Source organism: Kitasatospora sp. NPDC059817, assembly GCF_042731835.1.
GTDB lineage: Bacteria > Actinomycetota > Actinomycetes > Streptomycetales > Streptomycetaceae > Kitasatospora.
Window position 1 is genome coordinate 51,260 of the sequence record NZ_JBHWIR010000014.1, and the last position, 22,366, is coordinate 73,625.

Sequence of the window (22,366 nt, forward strand, 5' to 3'; positions counted from 1 at the left end):
TCTCGCCCCCTCCGCGCCCCCCTCCCCCGGCCCGCCGCCCCGCGGGGGGCCGCCCCCCCCCCCCCACTGCGGCGATCCCGACGGGACTTGAACCCGCGACCTCCACCTTGACAGGGTGGCGAGCTAACCAACTGCTCCACGGGACCAGAGTTTCCTGATCTCGTTCACTCGCTTGCCGCGCTGCGAACAAGACAGACTGTAGCCCATGGTGGGCCCCCAGGTCGAACTGGCACCTGAGGGCCCCCGAGGAGGCCGCCGCCCAGCTCAGAGCGTGGCCCTGGCAGCCTCCATCGCCTTGGTGATCCGCTTCTCCGACACCGGGCTCGGTGTGCCCAGCGACTGGGCGAAGAAGCTGACCCGCAACTCCTCGATCATCCAGCGGATCGCCAGCACCTCCGCGGACGGCTGCCGGCCGGCCGGCACCGCCGCCAGCAGCTCCCCGTACTCCCGCTGCACCTGCTGGACCTTCAGCAGCTGCTGGGCGTCCCGCTGCGGGTGGTTGGGCAGCGCCTCCAGCCGGCGGTCCACCGCCAGCAGGTAGCGCTTGAGGTCCGGCAGCCGCTGCCAGCCGGTGTCCGTGACGAAGCCCGGGTGCACCAGGGAGGCCAGGTGCAGCCGGATGTCGTTCACCGCGTTCAGCAGCACCGGGCTGCTCACCGACTTCAGCCGGGTCGAGGCCTTGTGGAAGGCGATCAGCGCGGTGGCCGTCTTCAGCGTGGTGTCCGCGGACAGGTCGTACAGGTCCGCCCGCACCTTGTCGTGCAGCGTGCCGAAGGCCGCCTCGTCCCAGGCCGGTCCGCCGGCCAGGGTCATCAGCCGGTCCGTCGCACAGGCCACCACGTCCTCGAAGAGGGCGTTCACCGAGCCGTGCGGGTTGTGCGAGAGCGCCAGCTTCGCCTGGTTGCCCAGCCGGCCCTGGATCGACTTGGCCGGGGAGGTGGTGGTCAGCATCAGCAGCCGGCGGGTGCCCGCCCACATCGACTGCGTCTGCGCCTGCGGGGTGTCGAACAGCTTCACGCCGACCGACTCCCCCTCGTCCACCAGGGCCGGGTAGGCGCGCAGCGAATGGCCGCGCGAGCGCTGTTCGAAGGTGCGCTGGAGCACGGGCAGGCCGCCCGGCCAGGCGGTCAGCCCGCCCTGCTCGATGCCCTGGCCGGAGGCCGCCGAGGACAGCGTCTCCTTGAGCTTCGGCTTGAGCCGCAGCCGCAGCTCCTCCAGGTCCTTGGACTCGGCGAGCTTGCGGCGGCCGTCCACCACCCGGAAGGTCACCTTGAGGTGGTCCGGCACCCGCTCGTCGTCCCAGGCCTCCGGCGGCACGGTGATGGCCGTCAGGCGCTTGAGGGCGTGCTCCAGGGACGGCAGCAACGGCTCCTGGCGGTCCTTCACCGCGCGCAGCGCCGCCTTCGCGAAGTCCGGCGCCGGCACGAAGTTGCGCCGGATCGCCTTCGGCAGCGACTTGATGTACGCGGTGACCAGCTCCGTCCGCAGGCCCGGGATCTGCCAGTCGAAGCCCTCCGCGGTGACCTGGTTGAGCACCGGCAGCGGGATGTGGACGGTCACGCCGTCCGCGTCGCTGCCCGGTTCGAACTGGTAGGTCAGCTGGAAGCGCAGCTTGCCCTGCTGCCAGTGGTCCGGGTAGTCGGCCTCCGTGACGCCGTCCGCGGAGTCGTTGATCAGCATCGACTTCTCGAAGTTGAGCAGGTCCGGCTGCTCGTGCCGGGCCGTCTTCCACCAGGAGTCGAAGTGCCGGGTGGAGACCACGTCCTCCGGCAGCCGGGCGTCGTAGAACTCGAACAGGGTCTGGTCGTCGACCAGGATGTCCCGGCGCCGGGCCCGGTTCTCCAGCTCCTCGACCTCGCCGAGCAGCTTGCGGTTCTCGGCGAAGAACCGGTGGTGGGTCTCCCAGTCGCCCTCGACCAGCGCGTTGCGGATGAACAGCTCGCGGCACAGCTCCGGGTCGATCCGCCCGTAGTTGACCTTGCGCTGGGCGACGACCGGCATCCCGTAGAGCGTCACCCGCTCGTACGCCAGGACGGCTCCGGCCTTCTTCTCCCAGTGCGGCTCGCTGTACGTCCGCTTGATCAGGTGGCCGGCCAGCGGCTCCACCCACTCCGGCTCGATCTTGGCGTTGATCCGCGCCCACAGCCGGGACGTCTCCACCAGCTCGGCCGACATCACCCAGCGCGGCGGCTTCTTGAACAGGCCCGAGCCCGGGAACACCGCGAACCGGGCGCCGCGCGCGCCGCCGTACTCGCGCTTCTCCACGTCGAACAGGCCGATGTGGGAGAGCAGGCCGGCCAGCAGCGACTGGTGGATCCGGTCGGCGTTCGGCTCGGCGTCCTCGTGCGGCTCCTCGATGGTGACGCCCAACTGCTTGGCGACCGTGCGCAGCTGGGTGTAGATGTCCTGCCACTCCCGTATCCGCAGGTAGTTGAGGAACTCCGCCTTGCACATCCGGCGGAAGGCCGAGGAGGACAGCTCGCGCTGCTGCTCCCGGACGTAGCGCCACATCGCCAGGTAGGACAGGAAGTCGGAGGTCTCCGAGTTGAACCGGCGGTGCCGCTCGTCGGCGGCCTGGCGCTTCTCGGCGGGGCGCTCGCGCGGGTCCTGGATGGACAGCGCGGCGGCGATCACCATCACGTCGCGCACGCAGCCGTTCTTGTCGGCCTCCAGCACCATCCGGGCCATCCGCGGGTCCACCGGGAGCTGGGCCAGTTGGCGGCCGAGCGCGGTGAGGCGCTTGCGCGGGTCCTTCTCGTCCGGGTCCAGCGCGCCCAGCTCGTGCAGCAGGTGCACGCCGTCCTTGATGTTGCGGGAGTCCGGCGGGTCCAGGAACGGGAAGGCGGCGATGTCGCCGAGGCCCGCCGCCGTCATCTGCAGGATCACCGAGGCCAGGTTGGTGCGCAGGATCTCGGCGTCGGTGAACTCGGGGCGGGAGAGGAAGTCCTCCTCCGAGTACAGCCGGATGCAGATGCCGTCGGAGGTGCGGCCGCAGCGGCCCTTGCGCTGGTTGGCGCTGGCCTGGCTGACCGCCTCGATCGGCAGCCGCTGCACCTTGGTGCGGTGGCTGTAGCGGGAGATCCGGGCGGTGCCCGGGTCGATCACGTACTTGATGCCGGGGACGGTGAGGCTGGTCTCGGCGACGTTGGTGGCGAGGACGATCCGGCGGCTGCCGGAGCGCTGGAACACCCGGTGCTGCTCGGCCGAGCTCAGCCGGGCGTACAGCGGCAGGACCTCGGTGGACTTGAGTTTCAGCTTGTCCAGGGCGTCGGCGGTGTCGCGGATCTCGCGCTCGCCGGAGAGGAAGACCAGGATGTCGCCCGGGCCCTCGGCCTGGAGCTCCTGGGCCGCTTCGCAGATCGCCTGGATCTGGTCCCGGTCGCGGTCGGCGTCCGTCGCGTCGTCGTCCTCGTCCAGGTCGTCGACGAGCGGGCGGTACCGGACCTCCACCGGGTAGGTGCGGCCGGAGACCTCGACGATCGGGGCGTCGTTGAAGTGCCGGGCGAAGCGCTGCGGGTCGATGGTCGCGGAGGTGATCACGACCTTGAGGTCCGGTCGGCGCGGGAGCAGCTGCTTGACGTAGCCGAGGATGAAGTCGATGTTGAGGCTGCGTTCGTGCGCCTCGTCGATGATCAGGGTGTCGTACTGGAGCAGTTCGCGGTCGGTCTGGATCTCCGCGAGCAGGATGCCGTCCGTCATCAGCTTGACCAGGGTGTCCTGGCCGACCTGGTCGGTGAATCGGACCTTCCAGCCGACCGCCTCGCCCAGCGGGGTGCGCAGCTCCTCCGCGACCCGCTCGGCGACCGTACGGGCGGCGATCCGGCGCGGCTGGGTGTGGCCGACCAGACCGCGCACGCCGCGGCCCAGCTCCAGACAGATCTTCGGGATCTGGGTGGTCTTGCCGGAGCCGGTCTCACCCGCGACGATCACCACCTGGTGGTCCCGGATGGCCGCCAGGATCTCGTCCTTCTTCTGGCTGACCGGCAGCTCGGCGGGATAGCTGATCGGTGGGACGGCACCGCGGCGCTGCTCGACCAGCAGCTCGGCGCGGTCGATGTCGGCGGCGATCTGGGCGGCGACCTTCTGCCGGGCCTCGGGCTTGCGGACCCGACGGGCCCCCTCCAGTCGGCGCCCGATCCGCACCTGGTCGCGCAGGGTCAGCTCGGGCAGGCGGGCGGCCAGCTCACCGATACCGGGACCCTCGGCGGGTGCGGGGGCGGACTGGACTGCGGGAGAACTCACTGCGGGCATCCCTCTAGGTTCGCAAGGAGGTACGGCGGCGCGCACCTCGGTTTTCGAGCCTCTCCAGTGTCACAGCCACCGGCGGCCGAGCGCGAACGGCGGGCCCGGGTGCCGGTGGCGTCGGGCCGGACGGCTCCGGGCCGGGCCAGGCAACGGTTCGCGGCGGTTTCGGGCTCTGGGGGTTGAGGAGGTGCTCATGGGAGCCCAGAAGACCGCGAGGGACGAGGAGTTCCGCGCGTTCACCGGCAGCGCGTGGACGCGGCTGCTCAGGACGGCGTACCTGCTCGCGGGGGACAGGCACACCGCCGAGGACCTGGTCCAGCAGGCCCTGGAGCGGGCGTACGTCGCCTGGAGCCGGGTCCGGGCGGCCGACGACCCGCACGCCTACGTGCGCCGGATCCTGATCAACGAGCACGCCCGGCGGTTCCGCCGCCGAGCGGCCGAGGACCTGGTCACCGCCGTCCCCGACCGGGCCGCACCCGAGGGCCCCGACGGCTACGCGCGGCTGGACGAACGGGCGGCGCTGCTCACGGCCCTCGGCACGCTGCCGCCCCGGCAGCGGCAGGCCGTCGTGCTGCGGTACTGGGAGGACCTCACCGAGACCCAGACCGCCGCGGCGATGGGCTGCTCGGTCGGGACGGTGAAGAGCCAGGCGGCCAGGGGCCTGGCCAAGCTGCGGGAGGCCTCCTCACTCAACGGGCTGGCGAGCATCGGAGGCGGAAGATGAGCAACGAGGGCAACGTGGGCAACGTGGGCGGCGAGGGCGGTGCGGGCGGCGAGGGCGCCATGGGCAACGTGGGCGGTGCGGGCGGCGAGGACACGGTCGGGGCGGGGGCCGGGGGCGCGGCCGGCGCCGAGGCCGCGGCGGCGCGCGTCCTGGGCGAGCTGGCCGGAAGCGTCGAGATCGGGGCCGTCCCGTACGACCGGCTGGTCGCCGGGGGGCGGCGCCGGCTGCGGCGCCGGCGGCTGCTGACCAGCGGGGCGGTGGCGGTGCTGGTCGCGGCGGCCGTCGTCGGGGGGACGGCGCTCGGCGGGCTCGGGCGGGGGCGGGGGCCGGGCAACGCGGCCGACGCGGGGGCGGTGGTGGCGGACGCCTCGACCGTCACCGCCGCGGAGGCTGCCGGGGCCACCGGGGCTGCCGCGGGCACCACCGCGACACCGACCGCTCCCGCGCGGGATCCGTTCACCCCGGTCCGGGTCGTGGTCGGCCACGGCACCACGAACGGCAGGCAGTGGCAGGCGTGGGCCGCGTTCTGGCCGGCGGCCGCCACCAAGGAGGACGCCCTCCGACAGGCCCGGCTGATCTGGGAGGACCGGCACGCGGCCATCCCGCAACTGCCGGAGACCACCCGGGCGGACATCGACCGGAGCTGGCGCCCGGACGTGGACCTGGTGAACCTCTACGCCACCGTGGACGGGCAGCGCCAGGTCGACGACGCGATGCACGACACCCCCGCCCCGGGGGTGCCGGACGGGGCGATCATCGACCGGGCCACCTCCGGAGGAGGGACGATGCTCGGGTTCAAGGGCGGGGAGCTGGGCGCCTCACCGGTGGTGATCGCCGGGGTCCGGCCCCGGGTCGCGAAGATCGTGGTCACCTGGGACACCGGCGGCGTCAGCGAGTCGGCGCCGGTCGCCCTCGGGGACTCCCCGACGCGCTGGTACGCGATCGCCAGGAAGCCGGGCGCCCAGGCCCGCACGTTCACGTACTACGCGGCGGACGGCTCCGTGCTGGGCACCGACGCCAGCTGGTTCCGCTCCTACTGAACCCTCCCGGCGCCGTGCCGGCCTGACCGCCCTCGCCCCCACGATCACCCCCCGGCTGCTCGTGGTCGAGGGCGGCGGGGACCGGACTCCCGGCGCGAGCTGACGCGAGGGGAGCCGCCCGAGATCAGCAGGGCAGCAGGTCGCCGGTGACCAGCTCGAAACCGAAGGGCTCCGGAACGCGCATCGTCTCGCCGAACGCGATGTCCTCGCGCCGGTGGTACCGGGCGCCGTCCGGCCTGCTGAAGAGGGTGACGGTCTTCTCCCGCGCGTCGACCAGGAGGTACAGCGGAATCCCCATCAGCGGGTAGTCCCGCACCTTCCCGACCCAGTCGTTCTCGGGGTTGGAGGGCGAGACCAGCTCGACCGCGATCGCGGCCAGCTCGGCGGGCACCTGGTTGTCGGTGGTGGCCAGCGCGTCGTCCGGAAGGTACGTCAGGTCGGGATTGCGGCTCTTCCCGACGTTGGGCGAGATCAGATCGGTGTTCTCGCTCGGCAGCAGCCAGGCCGGGGTGTGGGCGTCGAACTGCCGGCGCACCACCAGCAGGTTGCGCTGGTGGATCCCCGAGGGGCTCACCATCATGGTGATGGTGTCACCGGAGAGCTCCACCTTGAAGCCGTCGGGCAGGCTCCTGCGGGCCTCTTCCAGAAGCTCGAAGTGTTCCGGGGCCATGAGTGCGACGCCTCCCGAACCGAATCCACCGGTGTCCGGCACCCAGCGTAGTCGGCGCCCGGCCCCAGGCCCCGGGCCCCCGGAACGGCGGAAGCCCCGCAGCGAAATCTTGGGTTCCAACGGTCGTCGCAACACCCCAGTTCAAGGTGTGCGATGGACTTCGAGATCTGCGGGGGCCGGAAGCCGCAGCGGCCCAGGCGGCGACCCGGCAACTGGTGTCAGTGGCCCTCGGTCCAGAACTGCTGGAGTCGCGCGATCGCCTGGGCCTTGTTCAGCTCGGCGACCTGGTTCTCGGTGAGTCCGACACGGTTGATCAGCATGTGGACCAGATCTGCGGGAAGCGCCTCGCGTGGTGGCTCGGGCGCGCCTCGATCGGGAAGCGCGCCGTCCAGGACGCACGGCCAGAAGACATCCTCTGTCACATCCAGCTGGTCGCGGAGGACGTGCGCCCACATGCCCGCGCCGTACACGGTGCGGTCGACCGGATGCGACACCCGAGTACGCAGGATCCGCCCATCGGGGAGCCCGAATTCGTAGGTGACGTGGTGGGTGCCGGTGCGGCCGCGCGCGTCACGTACGCGTTCCCAGCCTTCAACCTTGCAGAACTGCTCGTGCCGTTCGCGTGTCGGCTGGGGCCAGGTCACTTCGCGACTCCGAGCAGCCAATCACGGAGTTGTGCGTCGTCGCTGAGACCGATCAGCTGAACCAGGCCCCAGTTGTCGCGATGGTTCGGAGCGCTCAGCAGTCGGTCCTGCCAGTCCTCCGCATACTCGCGGAGCGCGTCGATCATCTCGTCGATGGCCTCGTCGAACGTGCCGCCGTCCGCTGCGACCGGCAGGCCGGGGAAGAACACCGACCAGCCACCGCCCTCGGCGACCACCTCGGCCTTGGAGGGGCACAACAGCGTGAGGGCGCGGCGTAGCCGCCCTGCGTCGACTACGGCCGCGTAGCCGGTGTCCCGGCGAACGGTCGCGATCCGGCCTTGCCCCGCTGCGTCCAGCAGATCCTTCAGGTGCGCTCGGGCTTCGGTGTAGCTCTCGTAGTGGACTGCTGTCATGGGAAGCCTCCTCGTCCGAGAACCAGGGTCGCGCGGCCGGTGAAGTACGTCAAGTACGTCAAGTACTTAACGTACTTGACGTCATGCGGGAGGGTGGTGACCGTCGGCTGTGCCGTTGGCGTCAAACAACGCGAAAATGCCCCCGAAGCGAGCTGCTTCGGGGGCATAATGCCTGGTCATACGTTGTGGCCAGGGCCGGGGTCGAACCGGCGACCTTCCGCTTTTCAGGCGGACGCTCGTACCAACTGAGCTACCTGGCCGTACTGCACCATCTCTTGCGAGACGAGCGATCCCGACGGGACTTGAACCCGCGACCTCCACCTTGACAGGGTGGCGAGCTAACCAACTGCTCCACGGGACCTTGTAGTGGTTTCCCACTAAGGTCTTGCGGCACTGCTTTTACTACGGTACTGCGTGCCCCCAACGGGATTCGAACCCGTGCTACCGCCTTGAAAGGGCGGCGTCCTGGGCCACTAGACGATGAGGGCTTGCGGCCTGTCCCGCTGTTCCCAGCGTTCGGGGACGTCGAGAAGCATATGGGATGCAGGGCGGATCGCCAAAACGGGTTTCGGCCGGGTGGGTGGGGGGCCGCCCGAGGGCCGCTTGGGGCGGGGGTCAGGACCAGCCGAGTTCGTCGAGTTCGTGGTCGTCGAAGCCGAAGTGGTGGGCGACCTCGTGGATGACCGTGGTGCGGACTTCGGCGACGACCTGGTCGTGGGTCTCGCAGTGCCGGAGGGTGGGGCCGCGGTAGATGAGGATCCGGTCGGGCAGGACGCCCGCGTACCACTCGCCGCGTTCGGTGAGCGGGGTGCCCTCGTAGAGGCCGAGGAGTTCCGGGTCGGCGGGGTCGGGCTCGTCCTCGACGAAGACGGCGACGTTGTCCATCATGGCCGCGAGCTGCGGGGGAATCTGGTCGAGGGCGTCGCTGACCAGCGTCTCGAACTCGTCCCGGGTCATCTCCACCGGTTCATTGTCGGGTCTGGAGTGACGCTGTGCCAGACGGCGGGAGCCGGTGTTTGATGGGGTTATGGCGACCTCGGACGGCACGGTGGACGGCCCGGCGCGGACCCGGCCGGTGGACGAGGGGGCGGCCGCCCGGAGGCGGCCGCCGGTGTGGCGCGGGCAGGGGCCGGCCGTGGCGGTGATCGCGGTGGGCGGGGCGATCGGGTCGGTGGCGCGGTACGGCGCCGGGCTGGCCTGGGCGAACGGGCCGGCGGCGTTCCCGTGGACGACGCTGCTGATCAACGTGGTCGGGTGCGCGGTGATCGGGGTGTTCCTGGTGGTGATCACCGAGGGGCGTCCGGCGCACCCGCTGCTGCGGCCGTTCTTCGGGACCGGGGTGCTGGGCGGCTTCACCACCTTCTCGACGTACGCGGTGGACATCCGGCGGCTGGTGGAGGAGGGGCGGCTCGGGCTCGGGCTGGCGTACCTGGGGCTGACGCTGCTGGGCGCGCTCGGCGCGGTGTGGGTGGCGGCCGGGCTGACGCGCCGTCTGATCGCCCGTGGTGGCGGGGGCGTGCGGTGAGCAGGTTGAGCGGGCCGGCGCTGCGGCTGACCGTGCTGGTGGGGGAGAACGACCGCTGGCACCACCGGCCGCTGTACAGCGAGATCGTGCACCGGGCGCGGGCGGCGGGGCTGGCCGGGGCGAGCGTGTTCCGGGGGATCGAGGGGTTCGGGGCGTCGTCGCTGGTGCACACGGCGCGGCTGCTGTCGCTGAGCGAGGACCTGCCGGTGGCGGTGGTGATCGTGGACGAGGAGGAGCGGGTGCGGGCGTTCCTGCCGCAGTTGGACGGGCTGGTGGCGGAGGGCTTGGTGCTGCTGGACCGCTGCGAAGTGGTCAGGTACGTGGGGCGGGAAGGGGCTTCGGGGTGAACTGGCTGCTGGTGGTGGCGGGCGCGGTGGTCGGCGCGCCGCTGCGGTACCTGACCGACCGGGCGGTGCAGGCCCGGCACGACTCGGTGTTCCCCTGGGGGACGTTCGCGGTGAACGCGGTCGGCTGCATGGTGCTCGGCCTGGTGACCGGGGCGGTGGCGGCGGGGGCCGCGTCCCCGCAGGTCCAGGTGCTGCTGGGGACGGGGCTGTGCGGGGCGCTGACCACGTACTCGACCTTCTCGTACGAGACGCTGCGGCTGGTCGAGACCGGGGCGGGGCGGTACGCGCTGGCGAACGTGGTGGGCAGCGTGGTGGTGGGGCTGGCCGCGGTGTACGCGGGGGCGGGGCTGGCCTCGGCGTTCTGGGGCTGAGCAGGCCGCCGGTCTGCCGGTTCGGCGGGCTGTGGCGGAGGCGGCCCAGGCGCTTCCTGGCGCGCTGCCCGTGTCCCGTCGGGGCGGGTGCGCGTTGGGCACCGAAAAGCGGCCGCGCGAGCAGTGGGCGGCCCGGGTGGGGCGGTGGAGAGGGAGCTCGGTGGCTTCGGTGCGGGCGGTTCGGGCGGTGGTGCGTACGGCTTCGGCGCGTGCGGTTTCGGCGCGTACGGCTTCGGTGCGTGCGGCGGCGGTGCTGGCGGTGGCCGGGCTGGGGCTGACGGGGTGCATGTCGGTCGGTCCGGAGGCGGAGGTGAAGCGCGGGGTGGCGCCGGTCGGGCAGGTCGGTCCGGCGGGCAAGCCGGGGGTGACGAGCGGGCCGTCGGCCTCGCCGAGCGGCGCGCATCCGGGGAGTGCGTCCGGGCGCCCGGAGCGTCCGGGGGGCTTGCAGGGCGAGAACGCGCCGGCCGGGGCGACGGCCACGGCGGCGGGCGAGGTGGCGCCCGGCGTGAACGGCGCGGCCGCCGGCGTGGTCCCGGTGCCGGGGGCGCCCGCCGTGGACCCCGCGCCGGCCGGCACCGGCGCGAACGGTTCGGCGGGGGGCGTGAGTGCCAGCCCCGCGCCCCGGCCGGGCGGCGGCGCGTCGGCCGGTACCGGCGGTGCGGCGGGTACCGGGGGCGCGGGAGGGGCCGGCGGCACCGGTGAGGGCCGCTCCGGCGGTACGGCGGGCACGCCGTCGGCCACGCCGAGCAGCCGCCCCTCGACGTCCCCCGAGCCCGAGCACACCTCACCGGCCGCGACCGTCCCATCGACCCCGGAGCCCTCGGCCGGTAACTCCGGTTCCTCGGCCCCGAGCCCGCATGCGGGTGGGCATTAGCGGTCTGGCCAGGGCATTTGCCTCTGATCCCGAGGTTCGTCTATGGTGGTAGATCGTTCGTTTGATTCATTTGACTGGCGCCCTATTCCCATCTGGCGCCCTTGGCGCGTTCCGGCGATCCGTGGCTGACCGCATAGAGGCGGTTGTGAAACAGAACCCCCGGACTTTGGCGCGTGCCACTTCCGGAAGGTTTTACATGTCTCTCGTTGACGACGCCCGCTTCGCCATGCCCGCGAGCGAGGCCGCCGCCGATGTCACCGACACCGCCGACACCCTCACCGACACCGTCGAGGCCGTTGAGGCCGTCGAGCCCACCGACGCCGACGTCGAGCTGAACGCCGACGCCGTCGAGGCCGAGGAGCCCGCCGAGCCCACCATCACCTTCGGCGACCTGGGCCTGCACGACGACGTCGTGCGCGCCCTCGCCAAGCGCGGTGTCACCACCCCGTTCCCGATCCAGGCCGCGACCATCCCGGACGCCCTGGCCGGCAAGGACGTGCTGGGCCGTGGCCGTACCGGCTCCGGCAAGACCCTCAGCTTCGGCCTGCCGCTGCTGACCCGCCTCGCCGACGGCGAGCGCACCAAGCCCAAGCACCCGCGCGGCCTGATCCTCGTCCCGACCCGCGAGCTGGCCATGCAGGTGGCCGACGCCCTGGAGCCGTTCGGCTCGGTGCTCGGCCTCAAGCTCAAGGTCGTCTGCGGCGGCACCTCGATGTCGAACCAGATCTACGCGCTGGAGCGCGGCGTCGACGTCCTGGTCGCCACCCCCGGCCGTCTGCGCGACCTGCTGAACCGCGGCAGCGCCAAGCTGGCCGACGTCCGGACCGTCGTGCTCGACGAGGCCGACCAGATGGCCGACATGGGCTTCCTGCCCGAGGTCACCGAGATCCTCGACCAGGTGCCGGCCGGTGGCCAGCGCCTGCTGTTCTCCGCCACCCTGGAGAACGAGATCGACACCCTGGTCAAGCGCTACCTGAAGAACCCGGTCACCCACGAGGTCGACCCGTCGGCCGGCGCGGTCACCACCATGACCCACCACATCCTCGTGGTGAAGCCCAAGGACAAGGCGCCGATCACCAACGCGATCGCCGCCCGCAAGGGCCGCACGATCATCTTCGTCCGCACCCAGATGGGCGCCGACCGCGTCGCCGAGCAGCTCATCGAGGCCGGCGTGAAGGCCGACGCGCTGCACGGCGGGATGACCCAGGGCGCCCGTACCCGTGTCCTCGGCGACTTCAAGGACGGCTACGTCAACGTCGTCGTCGCCACCGACGTCGCCGCCCGCGGCATCCACGTCGACGGCATCGACCTGGTCCTCAACGTGGACCCGGCCGGCGACCACAAGGACTACCTGCACCGCTCCGGCCGCACCGCCCGGGCCGGGCGCTCCGGCGCCGTCGTCACCCTGGTGCTGCCGCACCAGCGCCGCGGCGTCTTCCGCCTGATGGAGGACGCGGGCGTCGACGCCTCGCGCCACATCCTCGACCACGCCTTCGACGCCGAGGTCGCCAAGATCACCGGCGCCCGTTCGCTGATCGAGGTCCAGGCCGAGAGCGCGGCCGGCATCGCCGGTGCCGCCGAGCGCGAGCTCGCCGACATGACCCGCCAGCTGGAGCGCGCGCAGCGCCGCACCACCGAGCTGCGCGAGGAGGCCGACCGCCTGGCCGCGCGGGCCGCCCGCGAGCGGGCCGAGCTGGGCATTGAGGACGAGGCCCCGGCCGCCGAGGCGGGCGACGAGGCCGCTGCGGAGACCCCGGCCACCGAGGTGCCGGCTCCGGCCGCCGCGCCGCAGGCCGAGGAGCGCACGACTTCGTACCGCGAGGCGCGCACCGAGCGTCCGGCCTTCAACCGCGACCGTGACGACCGTGGTGGCCGTTCCGGTGGCTTCAACCGTGACCGTGACGACCGTGGTGGCCGTTCCTTCGGTGACCGTGACGACCGTGGTGGCCGCTCGGGTGGCTTCAACCGCGACCGCGATGACCGTGGTGGCCGTTCCGGTGGCTTCAACCGTGACCGTGACGACCGTGGCGGCCGTTCCTTCGGTGACCGTGACGACCGTGGCGGCGCCCGCTCGGGCGGTTTCAACCGTGACCGTGACGACCGTGGTGGCCGTTCCTTCGGTGACCGTGACGACCGTGGCGGCGCCCGCTCGGGCGGTTTCAACCGTGACCGTGACGACCGCGGCGGCCGTTCCTTCGGCGACCGTCCGGCCCGCACCGGTGGTGGCTTCGACCGCGACCGTTCCGGTGGCTTCAACCGTGACCGCGACGACCGCGGCGGCCGCTCCTTCGGCGACCGTCCGGCCCGCACCTTCGGTGACCGCCCGTCCTTCGGCCGGGACCGTGACGAGCGCGGCGGCAGCAACAACCGTCCGTTCGCGCGTCGTGACGACCACCGCTCCGGCGGCCGTCCGCAGGCCTCCGGTGGTGGCTTCGGCCGTGACCGCGACGACCGTGGCGGCGCCCGCTCGGGCGGCTTCGACCGCGACCGTTCCGGTGGCTTCAACCGCGACGACCGCAAGCCGCGCTGGAAGAACTGACGCCGTACGGCCGGTGGTTGACCACCGGCAGCTGAACAGCTGAACACACACGACGGGCCCGCTCCATGCACTGGAGCGGGCCCGTCGCGTTCCCCCGATATCCCCCGGGTACCTCCCCCGGTACCCCTCGCGCCCCCGAGGTGTTGTTCTGCGGCTGAGAATAACCTGTGGCGCGGCCCGGCGGAAGTCCCGTAGCGTCCCGGACATGAGCAGCAGACTGCATGACGTGGCCCGGGTGAACGAGGAGATCGCCGAGCGGGGGAGCTACCGGGCGGCCGGTGGCGAACTCGTCACGGTGGGGGAGCAGTTGGCGGCCGCCAGGGCCGGCACGGTGTCGTACGCGCCGCCGGCGCTGGACGCGCTGCTGCGGGGCGGGGGCCCGGGGCCCGGGCCGGGTCGGCCCGGTGGGCCCGTCGGGGCGGTGGAGGTGACGGCCGAAGGCAGCATCGAGGCCGCCCGGCGCCTGGTCGAGGGCGGGGCTGGCCCGGTCGGGGTGCTCAACTTCGCCTCCGCGCGCAACCCCGGCGGCGGCTACCTGCGCGGCGCCCGCGCCCAGGAGGAGGACCTGTGCCGCAGCGCGCTGCTCTACACCTGCCTGCTGGAGGCGCCGGACTACTACGAGGCGCACCGTGCCTCCACCGACCTCCGGTACAGCCACCGGGTGATCGTCTCGCCCGACGTACCGGTGATCCGCGGCCGGGGCGGCGACCTGCTGGCGCGGCCGTACCCGGTCACCTTCCTGACCTCGCCCGCACCCAACGCGGGCCAGCTGGAACGGCGCTCGGCCGACGTGGACGTCCGGGGCGTGCTCGCCGAGCGGGCCGTCCGGGTGCTCGCGGCGGCGGCCCGGCACGAGGTCCGCACGCTGGTGCTCGGGGCCTGGGGCTGCGGGGTGTTCCGCAACGACCCGGCCCAGGTCGCCGAGGCCTTCGAGGGCGCGCTCTCCCGGTACGGGGCGGCCTTCGAACAGGTGGTGTTCGCGGTCTGGGACCGCTCACCGGTCTCGGCGAACCGGGCCGCGTTCGAGGCGCGGTTCGGCGGGGCGGCGCAGCCCGGCGCGGCGGTGCGCTGAGGCCGCCGCCGGGTGCCGCCGGGTGCCGCCGGTGAGGCCGCCGAGGCCGGTGAGCGGGCCGATGCACGGCTCGCGCCGGGTGCCGCTACCGCTTGCGGGCGGCCAGCGCCGTCGCGGCCGTCGAGGCCGCCGCGACCACACCGGTGACGGCGAAGACCGACGGCCAGGCGCCGATCTTCTTCGCCAGCGGATGCGAGCCGCCGAACGCCGCCACGTACAGGCCGGTCAGCGCCGCCGCGGTGGCCGCGCCCGAGCTGCGGTGCCACTGCGCGGCCGCCCCGGCACCGGCCACCGCCAGCACCGCGCCGCCCAGTTCGCGCCGGCCGCTCCAGCGGGCGACGCCGTAACCGCCCACCAGGCCGCTCGCCGCGGTCAGCGCGGCGGGCGCGGCGGCCGAGAGCACGTTGGGGACCTTCGCCATCGTCGACTCCACTCGTAGAGGTTGTCCCGACTTCCTGTTCCGGCTTCCGACCATAGCCCGCCCGCCCCGCGCCCGTCCGGGCCTCCCCGCCGTCGGGCCCCGCCGCTTTCGGGCCTCCCTCGGGCCCGTTACCGGAACGCCGGTTCGGCGGGCTGCGCCGGCACCGTGCGGGCCAGCCGCTGCGCGGCCTCCGCCGGGGGCAGCACCCGTTCCAGCCGCAGGTCCCCCGGGACCTCCTGGAGGAGCCGCCCGGCGGACCAACTGCGCTCGTACGGCGGCGGTTCCAGCACCAGGGTGCGCACGCCGTCGACCACCGGGATGTCGCTGGGCGTCCCCTCGTTCCACGGCCACGAGCCGTCCGGGGCGACCAGGTTGAACGCGCCGGTCGCGACCACCCGGCGGTCGTCCGGGACCGAGGTACGGGCCAGCGCCACCACCTCCGGGTCCGGCCGGGTGCCCGGCAGGTGGCCGCCGCCGATCAGCACCTCGGCGAGCAGGGTGTGCAGTTGGAAGGTGTCGCCCAGCCCGTCCATGCGCAGCAGGTAGCCGGTGCCGGTGGGGCGGTCCAGCACCAGCAGCGGCTCGTCGTCGAGGACCAGCGCCAGGTGCGCCAGGCCCTTGAAGTCGTGCCGCCCGCCGTCGTACCGCTCGAACAGCTCCAGCAGCACGTCCGTCACGCCCGAGGTGCGCGCCTCGCGGCGCACCGGCGGGTGCGCGTACACGGCCCAGGCGGCCCGCTGCCACAGGTGCAGCGTCCACCAGCCGACCACGGCCAGGTGCGCGTGCCACGCGTCCAGGTGTGCCGGATCCGCGACCCGGTCGTGCGCCTCGACCGGGTCGTCGCCCTCAGGGTCCGGCAGCGGTCCGCCGCCGGTCTGCGCCCACCGCCGCGTCAGCCGCTGCGTGCCGGTCAGCGCCCCGCGCAGGCCTGCCAGCACCGGGCCCGCGCAGCCGACCGGGTCGGCGCCGTTCTCCACGCAGGCGCCCACGACCATCGCCAGGTGCGCCCGGGGGAACGGCGGGGCGCCCGGCAGCAGCGCGGCCAGCCGGGGGCCGGCTGCGGCGGCCTCGGCCGGACCGGCCGACCCGAACAGCCCGCCCACCAGCGCCAGGGCGGGGCCGAAGCGGTCGTCGTCCCCGGCGGCGGCCACCGCCTCCAGCCCGACCACCGCCTCCAGGAGGGTGGGCTGCTGACGGTGCGGCGCATCATGGTCGGAAGACACCGCCGCAGCATAGGCGGCGCTGCGGGCGGGCCCGGTGGCGGGTGCCGGGTCGGCTGCCGGGCCGCGGCCTTCGCGCCGCACCGCCCCCGACCCCGCCGTCCACCAGGGGGAGGACACCGGCCCGCCCGCCCAGTGGTGGTGCTTCGAAGGCCAGGAACAGGTGCGTCCCCGGGCCGGTCAGGCCGACAGGTTGGCGCGCAGGGCGGTCAGCTCCTCGTCGGTGACGCCGTGGGCACGGAGGTAGGCGGGGAGGGAGGAGTGCCGGGTGTGGATCCAGCCCAGGGCGGAGGCGAGGAGTTCGGCGGTGACGGGGCGGGAGACGCGTTCGGTGCCGGTCTCGTCGACGTAGGGGGTGGGGCCTCGGTCGAGGCCGAGGCCGACGTTGGAGAGCAGGAAGTCGGCGGTGACGTCGGCCTCCGAGGCGCCGAGCAGGGACTGCAGGACGGCGATGGTCAGGCCGGTGCGGTCCTTGCCGACGGCGCAGTGCACGAGGGCGGGCAGCGCGCCGGGGGCGGCGAGGCGGCGGACGACGGCGGCGAGGGACGGGCCGGCGGTCCGGGCCATGAAGGGGTAGAGCGCCGCCTGGTCCTCGGGCCAGGGCTGGTCGACGTCCTCGCGGTTGGCGGGCAGGGTCGGCAGGTTGAGGGCCTCGTGGTCGAGGCCGTGCCGCAGGTCGGGCCAGACCTCCAGCTCGACCGGACTGCGCAGGTCGAGGACGGTGCGCAGGCCGAGGGCCTTGAGGCGCCGGGCGCCCTCGTCGGTGAGGGTGTGGAAGGAGCCGGAGCGGTAGAGCACGCCCCGCCGCAGGGCGCCGATCCCGCCCGCGTCACGGAAGTTGCGCACACCGGGGATGTCGATGAAGGCGTCGGTCATGGCCCCACGGTACGGGCGGCGGGCGGGCCGGCGGAAGGAAACCGGAGGGAACCTTTCAGCGCCCGCCGGAGACGTCCAGGAACGCGTTGGTGGTGTACGAGGCGGCGGGGGAGAGCAGGAAGAGGATCGCCTCGGCGACCTCCTCCGCCCGTCCGCCGCGCCGCATCGGCAGTCCGGGGGCGACCCGGTCGACCCGGCCGGGCTCGCCGCCGAGGGCGTGGATGTCGGTGTGGATCAGGCCGGGGCGGACGGCGTTGACCCGGATCCCCTCGGCGGCGACCTCCAGGGCGAGGCCGCGGGTCATCGAGTCGACGGCGCCCTTGGCGGCCGCGTAGTCGACGTACTCGTTGGGCGAGCCGATCCGCGAGGCGGCCGAGGACACGTTGACGATGGCACCGCCGCGGCCGCCGTGCCGGGTGGACATCCGGCGGACGGCCTGGGCCGCGCACAGGAACGGGCCGGTGATGTTGGCGGCCCAGATCCGGTTCAGCCGGTCCTCGTCGATGTCCTCCAGCCGGCACTGCTTCTCCAGCGTGCCGGCGTTGTTCACCAGGCCGGTGAGCAGCCCGAGTTCGGCGTCCACGGTGGTGAACAGCCGCTCCACCTCGGCGGTGCGGGTGACGTCGGCCCGGACGGCGAGTGCGGTGCCGCCCTCGGCCCGGACGGCGTCCACCACGGCGGTGGCCGAGGCCTCGTCCGTGCGGTAGTTGACGCAGACCCGGTAGCCGCGCCGGGCCGCGAGCAGGGCGGTGGCGGCGCCGATGCCGCGGCCGGCGCCGGTGACGATCAGGACGCCGTCGTCGGGGATGGTGGTCGACATGGTCGGTACGCTACCCGGCGGACCGGCCGGGGTGGGCCCCGGCGCGGAAATCGTTCGCCCGGAGCGGCCCGGACCGGCGAGGATGCGGTAGCGGCGCCGCCATCACCCTCACCGCCGGCACCGTCCTGCCAGCCTGCCAGCCTGCCGGTCGAGAGGAGACCGACGATGCCCGACGCACCCGCACCCGCCGTCCCCGGCACCGTCCTGCTCGCCGGCGTGGTCGGCTCCACCGCGTACGGCTTCGCCCACGCCGGCTCCGACGTCGACCGGCTCGGCCTGTACGCCGCCCCCACCGAGGAGCTGCACGGTCTGCACCGCCCGGCCGAGTCGCACGTCACCACCGGGCCCGACGTCACCCTGCACGAGGCCGCCAAGTGGTGCCGTCTGGCGCTGTCCTGCAACCCGACCGCCTCCGAGCTCGTCTGGCTGCCGGACGACCTGTACGAGATCCGCACTCCGCTCGGTGCCGAACTGGTCGAGATCCGCTCGAGTTTCCTCAGCGAATCGGCCGTCCGGAAGGCCTATCTCGGTTACGCAGAGCAGCAGTTCCGCAAACTGCTGACCCGCGACACCACCGACCCGGTCACCCGCGGCCGGGCCGCCAAGCACGCCCGGCACCTGGTCCGGCTGGTCGCGCAGGCCGTCCGGCTGCACGAGACCGGCCACAACCTGGTCCGCCTCGCCGACCCCGGACACGTCCGCGACCTCGGCGAACGCATCGCCGACCGCCCCGCCGTCGCCGAGTCCCTGCTCGCCGACGCCGCCGATCGCCTGGCCCGCCCCGGCGTCCTCCCCGTCGCCCCGGACCCGCGCCCCGCCGAATCCTGGCTCCGCCGCGTCCGCGCCGCCCACTACGCTCCGCCCCCCGCCCCCGGCGCGCCCGCGCAATCCGCTGGCGGAGCCCTGCGCCCCACCGGGTAGGATCACGGTGGCCCTCCCCAACCGGGACGAGGGCCACGGGCCACTAGCTCAATTGGCAGAGCTGCGGACTTTTAATCCGTAGGTTCAGGGTTCGAGCCCCTGGTGGCCCACCGAACCGAGGCCAGGTCAGAAACCCTCTGACCTGGCCTTTTGCATGTCCGCGACCGGTGAACGCACTGCGGCACCCCGGCTGGTCGAGTAGCCGGGGTGCCGCGGTGTGGTGTGGGTCGTGGGCGGGTCAGCCCGCGGCGCGGATCGGGGCGCCGGTCTGGTGGAGGTGGGTGAGGATCTCGCGGTACGAGCGGAAGAGGCCGGTCTCGTAGTAGGCGATCTCCTTCTCGGCGCAGAAGTCGCGGGTGAGGACGGCGGCGCGGCGCAGGGCCGGGGTGGGCATGCTGGGGAAGAGGTGGTGCTCGACCTGGTAGTTGAGGCCGCCCATCAGGGCGTCGATGAAGTAGCCGCCGCGGACGTTGCGGGAGGTGAGGACCTGGCGGCGGAGGAAGTCGAGCCGCATGCCGGGCGTCACCATCAGCATGCCCTTGTGGTTGGGGGCGAAGACGCAGCCCAAGTAGACGCCGAGCAGCGCCTGGTGGACGGCGAGGAAGGCGAAGGCCTTGCCGACCGGGAGGGCGGCGAAGACCAGCCCGAGGTAGGCGGCGAAGTGGGCGACCAGCAGGAAGCCCTCCAGGTACGGGCGCTTCATGATCGGGCTGCGCAGCGCGCGGAAGCTGTTGTAGCTGAGGTTGAGGCCTTCGAGCAGGAGCAGCGGGAAGAAGAGGAACGCCTGGCGGCGGCCGATGAAGCGGGCGATTCCGCTGGCCCTCCTGGCCTGGTCCTGGGACCAGACGACGAGGTCGGGGGAGACGTCCGGGTCCCGCTCCTCGTGGTTGGGGTTGGCGTGGTGGCGGGTGTGCTTGTTCATCCACCAGCCGTAGCTCATGCCCATCAGGAGGTTGGCGACGATGCGGCCGCCGATCTCGCCGGCGCGGCGCCCGGTGAACACCTGGCGGTGCGCCAGGTCGTGGGCCATCAGTCCGAGTTGGGCGAAGACGATGGACATCGCGGCGGCCAGGCCGAGTTGGAGCCAGGTGTCGCCGAGGGCGAACATGGCCCACCAGCCGCCGAGGAACGCGGCGAGGACGAGGCCCGCGCGGACGGTGTAGTAGACCGGGCGTCGGTCGAGCAGGGCCTCGGCGCTGATCCGGCCGAGCAGTTGGGCGAAGTCGCTCCCGCCGGTTCCGGGCGGGGCGGTGTCCGGTGGTCCGGCGGGCGGCTGCGGCCGGGTTTTCGCGGTCGGCGTCCCCGCGGTATCGGTGGTCATGGTGCTGAGTCTGGTCTAGCGAACGGGCCTTGAGAAACGGGGGCATCCCCCTGGGGCGGGGTGAGGATAACCCCCGGACCGTCCCGGGCGGCGGCGGACGTGCGGCGCGTGGTGCCGGATGGTGCCGCTGGGGCGGGGAGAGGTGGCGTAGGTCACGTCGTAATCGGCTGGTTTCGGGCGTTCTGTGGCGAGCTTGCGCCGTGGTGGCCGGGGTTGGTGGTGGACCGGAGGTCGGTGACCGCGTCGGGCCTAAATATGATCGGAAGCCACGTTCATCGGTTTGTACCGATGTTCGTATGTGCAACCTGGGAACGGTCCCGACCGTCTCCCTGTGTGCGGTGCGCCAGATCGTCCGGGGCGTCGCTTCCGTCGGTGAAAGGTACGCGCATGTCAGGTCAGTGGGGCGAGGGCCCGGCTCGGGGGGAGAACGCACCCGGCGCGCTCACGACGGGGAGCGATGGGTCCGTGCCGCCGCCGCGTACCGGCGGCCGGGCGGAGGCCCGACGCGCCGCCCAGGGCAAGGGCGCTGGCCGCGCTGGCAAGGACGGCGGCAAGGACGCGGGCAAGGACGGCGGTCGGGGCGCGGGCAAGGACGGCGGCAGGCCTGAGGCGGCGGCGGCCGGCGGCGGCCGGGCGGCGGCGCGCAACAGCCGCAAGCCCAAGAAGAACGTGAAGAAGATCGTCGCCTGGTCGGCGGCCGGCGTGCTGGTGCTGATCGCGGGCGCCGGCGGGGCGATCTACTTCAAGCTGAACGCCAACATCAAGTCCTTCGACGGCGACGCGATAGCCACCGACCGCCCGCCGGAGGCGCAGGCCGACGCGGACGGCAACAAGCCGGTCAACGTCCTGCTGATCGGCTCGGACAGCCGCGGCGGCAACAACTCGGACCTCGGCGGCGGCGAGGACGGCGGCGCCCGCTCGGACACCACGATCCTGCTGCACGTCTACGCCGACCACAAGCACGCCGTGGGCATCTCGATCCCGCGCAACGCGAAGGTCCCGATCCCGCCCTGCAAGCTGCCCAACGGCAAGTGGACCAAGGGGGCGTCCAGCGACCTGTTCAACGCGGCCTTCTCGGTCGGCGGCAGCGACGGCGGCAACCCGGCCTGCGCCCAGAACACGGTGGAGAAGCTCACCGGGATCCGGGTCGACCACACCATCGTGGTCGACTTCAACGGCTTCTCCGCGATGACCAAGGCCGTGAACGGTGTCGACGTCTGCCTGCCGAAGGCCATCTACGAGGGCGACGTCAACCCCAACCTGCACAGGAAGGGCGACCTCGTCCTGCCGCAGGGCAAGCAGACCGTGCAGGGCCAGCAGGCGCTGGACTACGTGCGCCTGCGGCACGGCATCGGCGACGGCTCCGACATCGGCCGGATGAAGCGCCAGCAGGCCTTCCTCAGCTCGCTCGCGAGCAAGGTCAAGAAGGACGGGCTGAGCCCCACCAACCTGCTGCCGCTGGCCGACGCCGCGACCAAGTCGCTGGTGGTCGACCCGGGGCTGGCCTCCGCGGACAAGCTGCTCTCCTTCGGGCTGTCGCTCAAGAACATCGACATGCACGACCTCAAGTTCGTGACGGCGCCCTGGCGTTACCGCACCCAGGACAAGGACCTCGACCTGGTCCAGCCGGACGCCAACAAGCTCTGGGAGACCCTCAAGGCCGACCAGACCATCGACGGGCAGAACGCCACCGGCCAGCAGCCGGATGCCGCCGCCAGCCCGAGCGCACCGGCCGCGTCGCAGTCGGCCGGGCCCAGCGCGCCCGCCGCGCCGGCCGCGGACGCCGGCAACTCGTCGATCAAGGTGGCGGTCTACAACGGGACGACCGAGAACGGCCTGGCCGGCAAGGCGACCGCGCAGCTGAAGGCCGCCAAGTTCGTCGCCACCACGGCGGGCCAGGCGGCGAGCACCAAGTACAAGACCACCATGATCGAGTACGGCTCCGGGCAGAAGGCGAACGCCGACAAGGTCGCCGCGCTGTTCCCGGGCGCCAGCGTCGAGGCCGGCAACTCGGCGGGCGTGACCCTGATCGTCGGCAAGGACTTCTCGGCGGCCAACGGCGGCGGCGCCACCGGCCCGGCCGCCGGGGCGGGCGGCGCGGCCGCGAACGGCACCCCGGCGCCCCCGGCGCCGCTGCCGACCACCGTCACCAACGACGCCCGCTCGGCGGACGACGACATCTGCGCGAACACCACCTACGGCAGCGGCGGCTGACCGCACCCGAGCCGTGGGGGCTGACCGCACCCGAGCCGTGGGGACGACCCCCGGGCCCGCGCCGGCCCGGGCGCGCGGGCCCCGGGGGGTTGGCAGTGGGGGCGGGGGA

Annotated in this window: 19 protein-coding genes and 5 tRNA genes; 10 read left to right on the forward strand and 14 right to left on the reverse strand. The window is 73.1% G+C overall.

Features of this window, described 5'->3' with window-relative positions; genetic code table 11:
* Positions 1-72: 72 nt before the first annotated feature.
* Positions 73-146 (reverse strand) — tRNA-Asp (locus ACFV61_RS05400).
* 118 nt (positions 147-264) lie between these two features.
* Complete coding sequence (gene hrpA, locus ACFV61_RS05405) at positions 265-4,251, reverse strand: ATP-dependent RNA helicase HrpA (protein ID WP_380490239.1); 3,987 nt, start codon at positions 4,249-4,251, stop codon at positions 265-267.
* 187 nt (positions 4,252-4,438) lie between these two features.
* Here hrpA and ACFV61_RS05410 point away from each other — a divergent pair, with 187 nt between their 5' ends.
* Both ACFV61_RS05410 and ACFV61_RS05415 read left to right on the forward strand, forming a co-directional pair.
* A complete protein-coding gene (locus tag ACFV61_RS05410) occupies positions 4,439-4,969 on the forward strand; it encodes a SigE family RNA polymerase sigma factor (protein ID WP_063348334.1) in 531 nt (176 codons plus the stop codon).
* Positions 4,966-6,009 carry a hypothetical protein gene (locus ACFV61_RS05415; protein WP_380490240.1) on the forward strand — a complete coding sequence of 348 codons (1,044 nt, stop codon included), beginning with the start codon at positions 4,966-4,968 and terminating at the stop codon, positions 6,007-6,009. The genes ACFV61_RS05410 and ACFV61_RS05415 overlap by 4 nt, the downstream gene beginning before the upstream one ends.
* Before the next feature lie 124 nt (positions 6,010-6,133).
* Here the strand turns inward: ACFV61_RS05415 and ACFV61_RS05420 are convergent, their stop codons facing one another.
* The 7 genes from ACFV61_RS05420 to ACFV61_RS05450 form a co-directional block, all read right to left on the reverse strand.
* A complete protein-coding gene (locus ACFV61_RS05420; protein ID WP_380490242.1) occupies positions 6,134-6,679 on the reverse strand; it encodes a Uma2 family endonuclease in 546 nt (181 codons plus the stop codon).
* Between the two features lie 218 nt (positions 6,680-6,897).
* Positions 6,898-7,323: a cytotoxic translational repressor of toxin-antitoxin stability system gene (locus ACFV61_RS05425; RefSeq protein ID WP_380373560.1), complete on the reverse strand. Its 426-nt coding sequence runs from the start codon at positions 7,321-7,323 to the stop codon at positions 6,898-6,900.
* On the reverse strand, positions 7,320-7,736 hold the full coding sequence (locus ACFV61_RS05430; protein WP_363376862.1) for a prevent-host-death protein: 417 nt from the start codon (positions 7,734-7,736) through the stop codon (positions 7,320-7,322). Before ACFV61_RS05430 ends, ACFV61_RS05425 begins: the two co-directional genes overlap by 4 nt.
* Before the next feature lie 186 nt (positions 7,737-7,922).
* A tRNA-Phe gene (locus ACFV61_RS05435) sits at positions 7,923-7,996 on the reverse strand.
* Positions 7,997-8,023: 27 nt separating this feature from the next.
* Positions 8,024-8,097 (reverse strand) — tRNA-Asp (locus ACFV61_RS05440).
* 54 nt (positions 8,098-8,151) lie between these two features.
* Positions 8,152-8,224, reverse strand: a tRNA-Glu gene (locus ACFV61_RS05445).
* A 127-nt stretch (positions 8,225-8,351) separates the two neighbouring features.
* Positions 8,352-8,693, reverse strand: coding sequence for a metallopeptidase family protein (locus ACFV61_RS05450; RefSeq protein WP_063348331.1), 342 nt, complete (start codon positions 8,691-8,693; stop codon positions 8,352-8,354).
* Positions 8,694-8,763: 70 nt separating this feature from the next.
* On the opposite strand from ACFV61_RS05450, the gene crcB (ACFV61_RS05455) reads away from it, so the two are divergent.
* From crcB (ACFV61_RS05455) to ACFV61_RS05475, 5 genes are all read left to right on the forward strand, one after another.
* Positions 8,764-9,261: a fluoride efflux transporter CrcB gene (gene crcB, locus ACFV61_RS05455; protein ID WP_380490244.1), complete on the forward strand. Its 498-nt coding sequence runs from the start codon at positions 8,764-8,766 to the stop codon at positions 9,259-9,261.
* Positions 9,258-9,608, forward strand: coding sequence for a DUF190 domain-containing protein (locus ACFV61_RS05460; RefSeq protein WP_063348329.1), 351 nt, complete (start codon positions 9,258-9,260; stop codon positions 9,606-9,608). The genes crcB (ACFV61_RS05455) and ACFV61_RS05460 overlap by 4 nt, the downstream gene beginning before the upstream one ends.
* Positions 9,605-9,979 (forward strand): fluoride efflux transporter CrcB, encoded by a 375-nt coding sequence (gene crcB, locus ACFV61_RS05465; protein WP_063348328.1) that lies wholly within the window; start codon positions 9,605-9,607, stop codon positions 9,977-9,979. Before ACFV61_RS05460 ends, crcB (ACFV61_RS05465) begins: the two co-directional genes overlap by 4 nt.
* Positions 9,980-11,049: 1,070 nt before the next feature.
* Positions 11,050-13,392 (forward strand): DEAD/DEAH box helicase, encoded by a 2,343-nt coding sequence (locus tag ACFV61_RS05470; protein WP_380424680.1) that lies wholly within the window; start codon positions 11,050-11,052, stop codon positions 13,390-13,392.
* Positions 13,393-13,597: 205 nt separating this feature from the next.
* A complete protein-coding gene (locus ACFV61_RS05475) occupies positions 13,598-14,464 on the forward strand; it encodes a TIGR02452 family protein (protein WP_380490246.1) in 867 nt (288 codons plus the stop codon).
* 85 nt (positions 14,465-14,549) lie between these two features.
* On the opposite strand, the gene ACFV61_RS05480 is transcribed toward ACFV61_RS05475, so the two are convergent.
* From ACFV61_RS05480 to ACFV61_RS05495, 4 genes are all read right to left on the reverse strand, one after another.
* Positions 14,550-14,885: a hypothetical protein gene (locus tag ACFV61_RS05480; RefSeq protein WP_063348325.1), complete on the reverse strand. Its 336-nt coding sequence runs from the start codon at positions 14,883-14,885 to the stop codon at positions 14,550-14,552.
* Between the two features lie 128 nt (positions 14,886-15,013).
* Complete coding sequence (locus ACFV61_RS05485) at positions 15,014-16,108, reverse strand: hypothetical protein (RefSeq protein ID WP_380490248.1); 1,095 nt, start codon at positions 16,106-16,108, stop codon at positions 15,014-15,016.
* A 177-nt stretch (positions 16,109-16,285) separates the two neighbouring features.
* Complete coding sequence (locus ACFV61_RS05490) at positions 16,286-16,981, reverse strand: tyrosine-protein phosphatase (protein WP_380490250.1); 696 nt, start codon at positions 16,979-16,981, stop codon at positions 16,286-16,288.
* A 55-nt stretch (positions 16,982-17,036) separates the two neighbouring features.
* Positions 17,037-17,801: an SDR family oxidoreductase gene (locus ACFV61_RS05495; protein WP_380490252.1), complete on the reverse strand. Its 765-nt coding sequence runs from the start codon at positions 17,799-17,801 to the stop codon at positions 17,037-17,039.
* 165 nt (positions 17,802-17,966) lie between these two features.
* Here ACFV61_RS05495 and ACFV61_RS05500 point away from each other — a divergent pair, with 165 nt between their 5' ends.
* Positions 17,967-18,722: a DNA polymerase beta superfamily protein gene (locus ACFV61_RS05500; protein ID WP_380490254.1), complete on the forward strand. Its 756-nt coding sequence runs from the start codon at positions 17,967-17,969 to the stop codon at positions 18,720-18,722.
* Positions 18,723-18,759: 37 nt separating this feature from the next.
* Positions 18,760-18,832, forward strand: a tRNA-Lys gene (locus ACFV61_RS05505).
* Positions 18,833-18,960: 128 nt separating this feature from the next.
* Here ACFV61_RS05505 and ACFV61_RS05510 read toward each other — a convergent pair.
* Entirely contained in the window at positions 18,961-20,043 is a 1,083-nt protein-coding gene (locus tag ACFV61_RS05510) for an acyl-CoA desaturase (RefSeq protein WP_063348321.1), read from the reverse strand.
* A gap of 465 nt (positions 20,044-20,508) precedes the next feature.
* Between ACFV61_RS05510 and ACFV61_RS05515 the strand changes: the two genes are divergently transcribed.
* Positions 20,509-22,257: an LCP family protein gene (locus tag ACFV61_RS05515; protein ID WP_380490256.1), complete on the forward strand. Its 1,749-nt coding sequence runs from the start codon at positions 20,509-20,511 to the stop codon at positions 22,255-22,257.
* Positions 22,258-22,366: the final 109 nt, after the last annotated feature.

Bases quoted from the DNA above. Each gene is read 5' to 3' on its own strand.
- ACFV61_RS05415 (WP_380490240.1), top strand. From the start codon at position 4,966: ATGAGCAACGAGGGCAACGTGGGCAACGTGGGCGGCGAGGGCGGTGCG.
- ACFV61_RS05475 (WP_380490246.1), top strand. From the start codon at position 13,598: ATGAGCAGCAGACTGCATGACGTGGCCCGGGTGAACGAGGAGATCGCC.
- ACFV61_RS05510 (WP_063348321.1), bottom strand. From the start codon at position 20,043: ATGACCACCGATACCGCGGGGACGCCGACCGCGAAAACCCGGCCGCAG.
- ACFV61_RS05500 (WP_380490254.1), top strand. From the start codon at position 17,967: ATGCCCGACGCACCCGCACCCGCCGTCCCCGGCACCGTCCTGCTCGCC.
- ACFV61_RS05410 (WP_063348334.1), top strand. From the start codon at position 4,439: ATGGGAGCCCAGAAGACCGCGAGGGACGAGGAGTTCCGCGCGTTCACC.
- ACFV61_RS05480 (WP_063348325.1), bottom strand. From the start codon at position 14,885: ATGGCGAAGGTCCCCAACGTGCTCTCGGCCGCCGCGCCCGCCGCGCTG.
- ACFV61_RS05470 (WP_380424680.1), top strand. From the start codon at position 11,050: ATGTCTCTCGTTGACGACGCCCGCTTCGCCATGCCCGCGAGCGAGGCC.
- ACFV61_RS05430 (WP_363376862.1), bottom strand. From the start codon at position 7,736: ATGACAGCAGTCCACTACGAGAGCTACACCGAAGCCCGAGCGCACCTG.
- ACFV61_RS05450 (WP_063348331.1), bottom strand. From the start codon at position 8,693: ATGACCCGGGACGAGTTCGAGACGCTGGTCAGCGACGCCCTCGACCAG.
- crcB (WP_380490244.1), top strand. From the start codon at position 8,764: ATGGCGACCTCGGACGGCACGGTGGACGGCCCGGCGCGGACCCGGCCG.
- ACFV61_RS05490 (WP_380490250.1), bottom strand. From the start codon at position 16,981: ATGACCGACGCCTTCATCGACATCCCCGGTGTGCGCAACTTCCGTGAC.
- ACFV61_RS05495 (WP_380490252.1), bottom strand. From the start codon at position 17,801: ATGTCGACCACCATCCCCGACGACGGCGTCCTGATCGTCACCGGCGCC.
- hrpA (WP_380490239.1), bottom strand. From the start codon at position 4,251: ATGCCCGCAGTGAGTTCTCCCGCAGTCCAGTCCGCCCCCGCACCCGCC.
- ACFV61_RS05420 (WP_380490242.1), bottom strand. From the start codon at position 6,679: ATGGCCCCGGAACACTTCGAGCTTCTGGAAGAGGCCCGCAGGAGCCTG.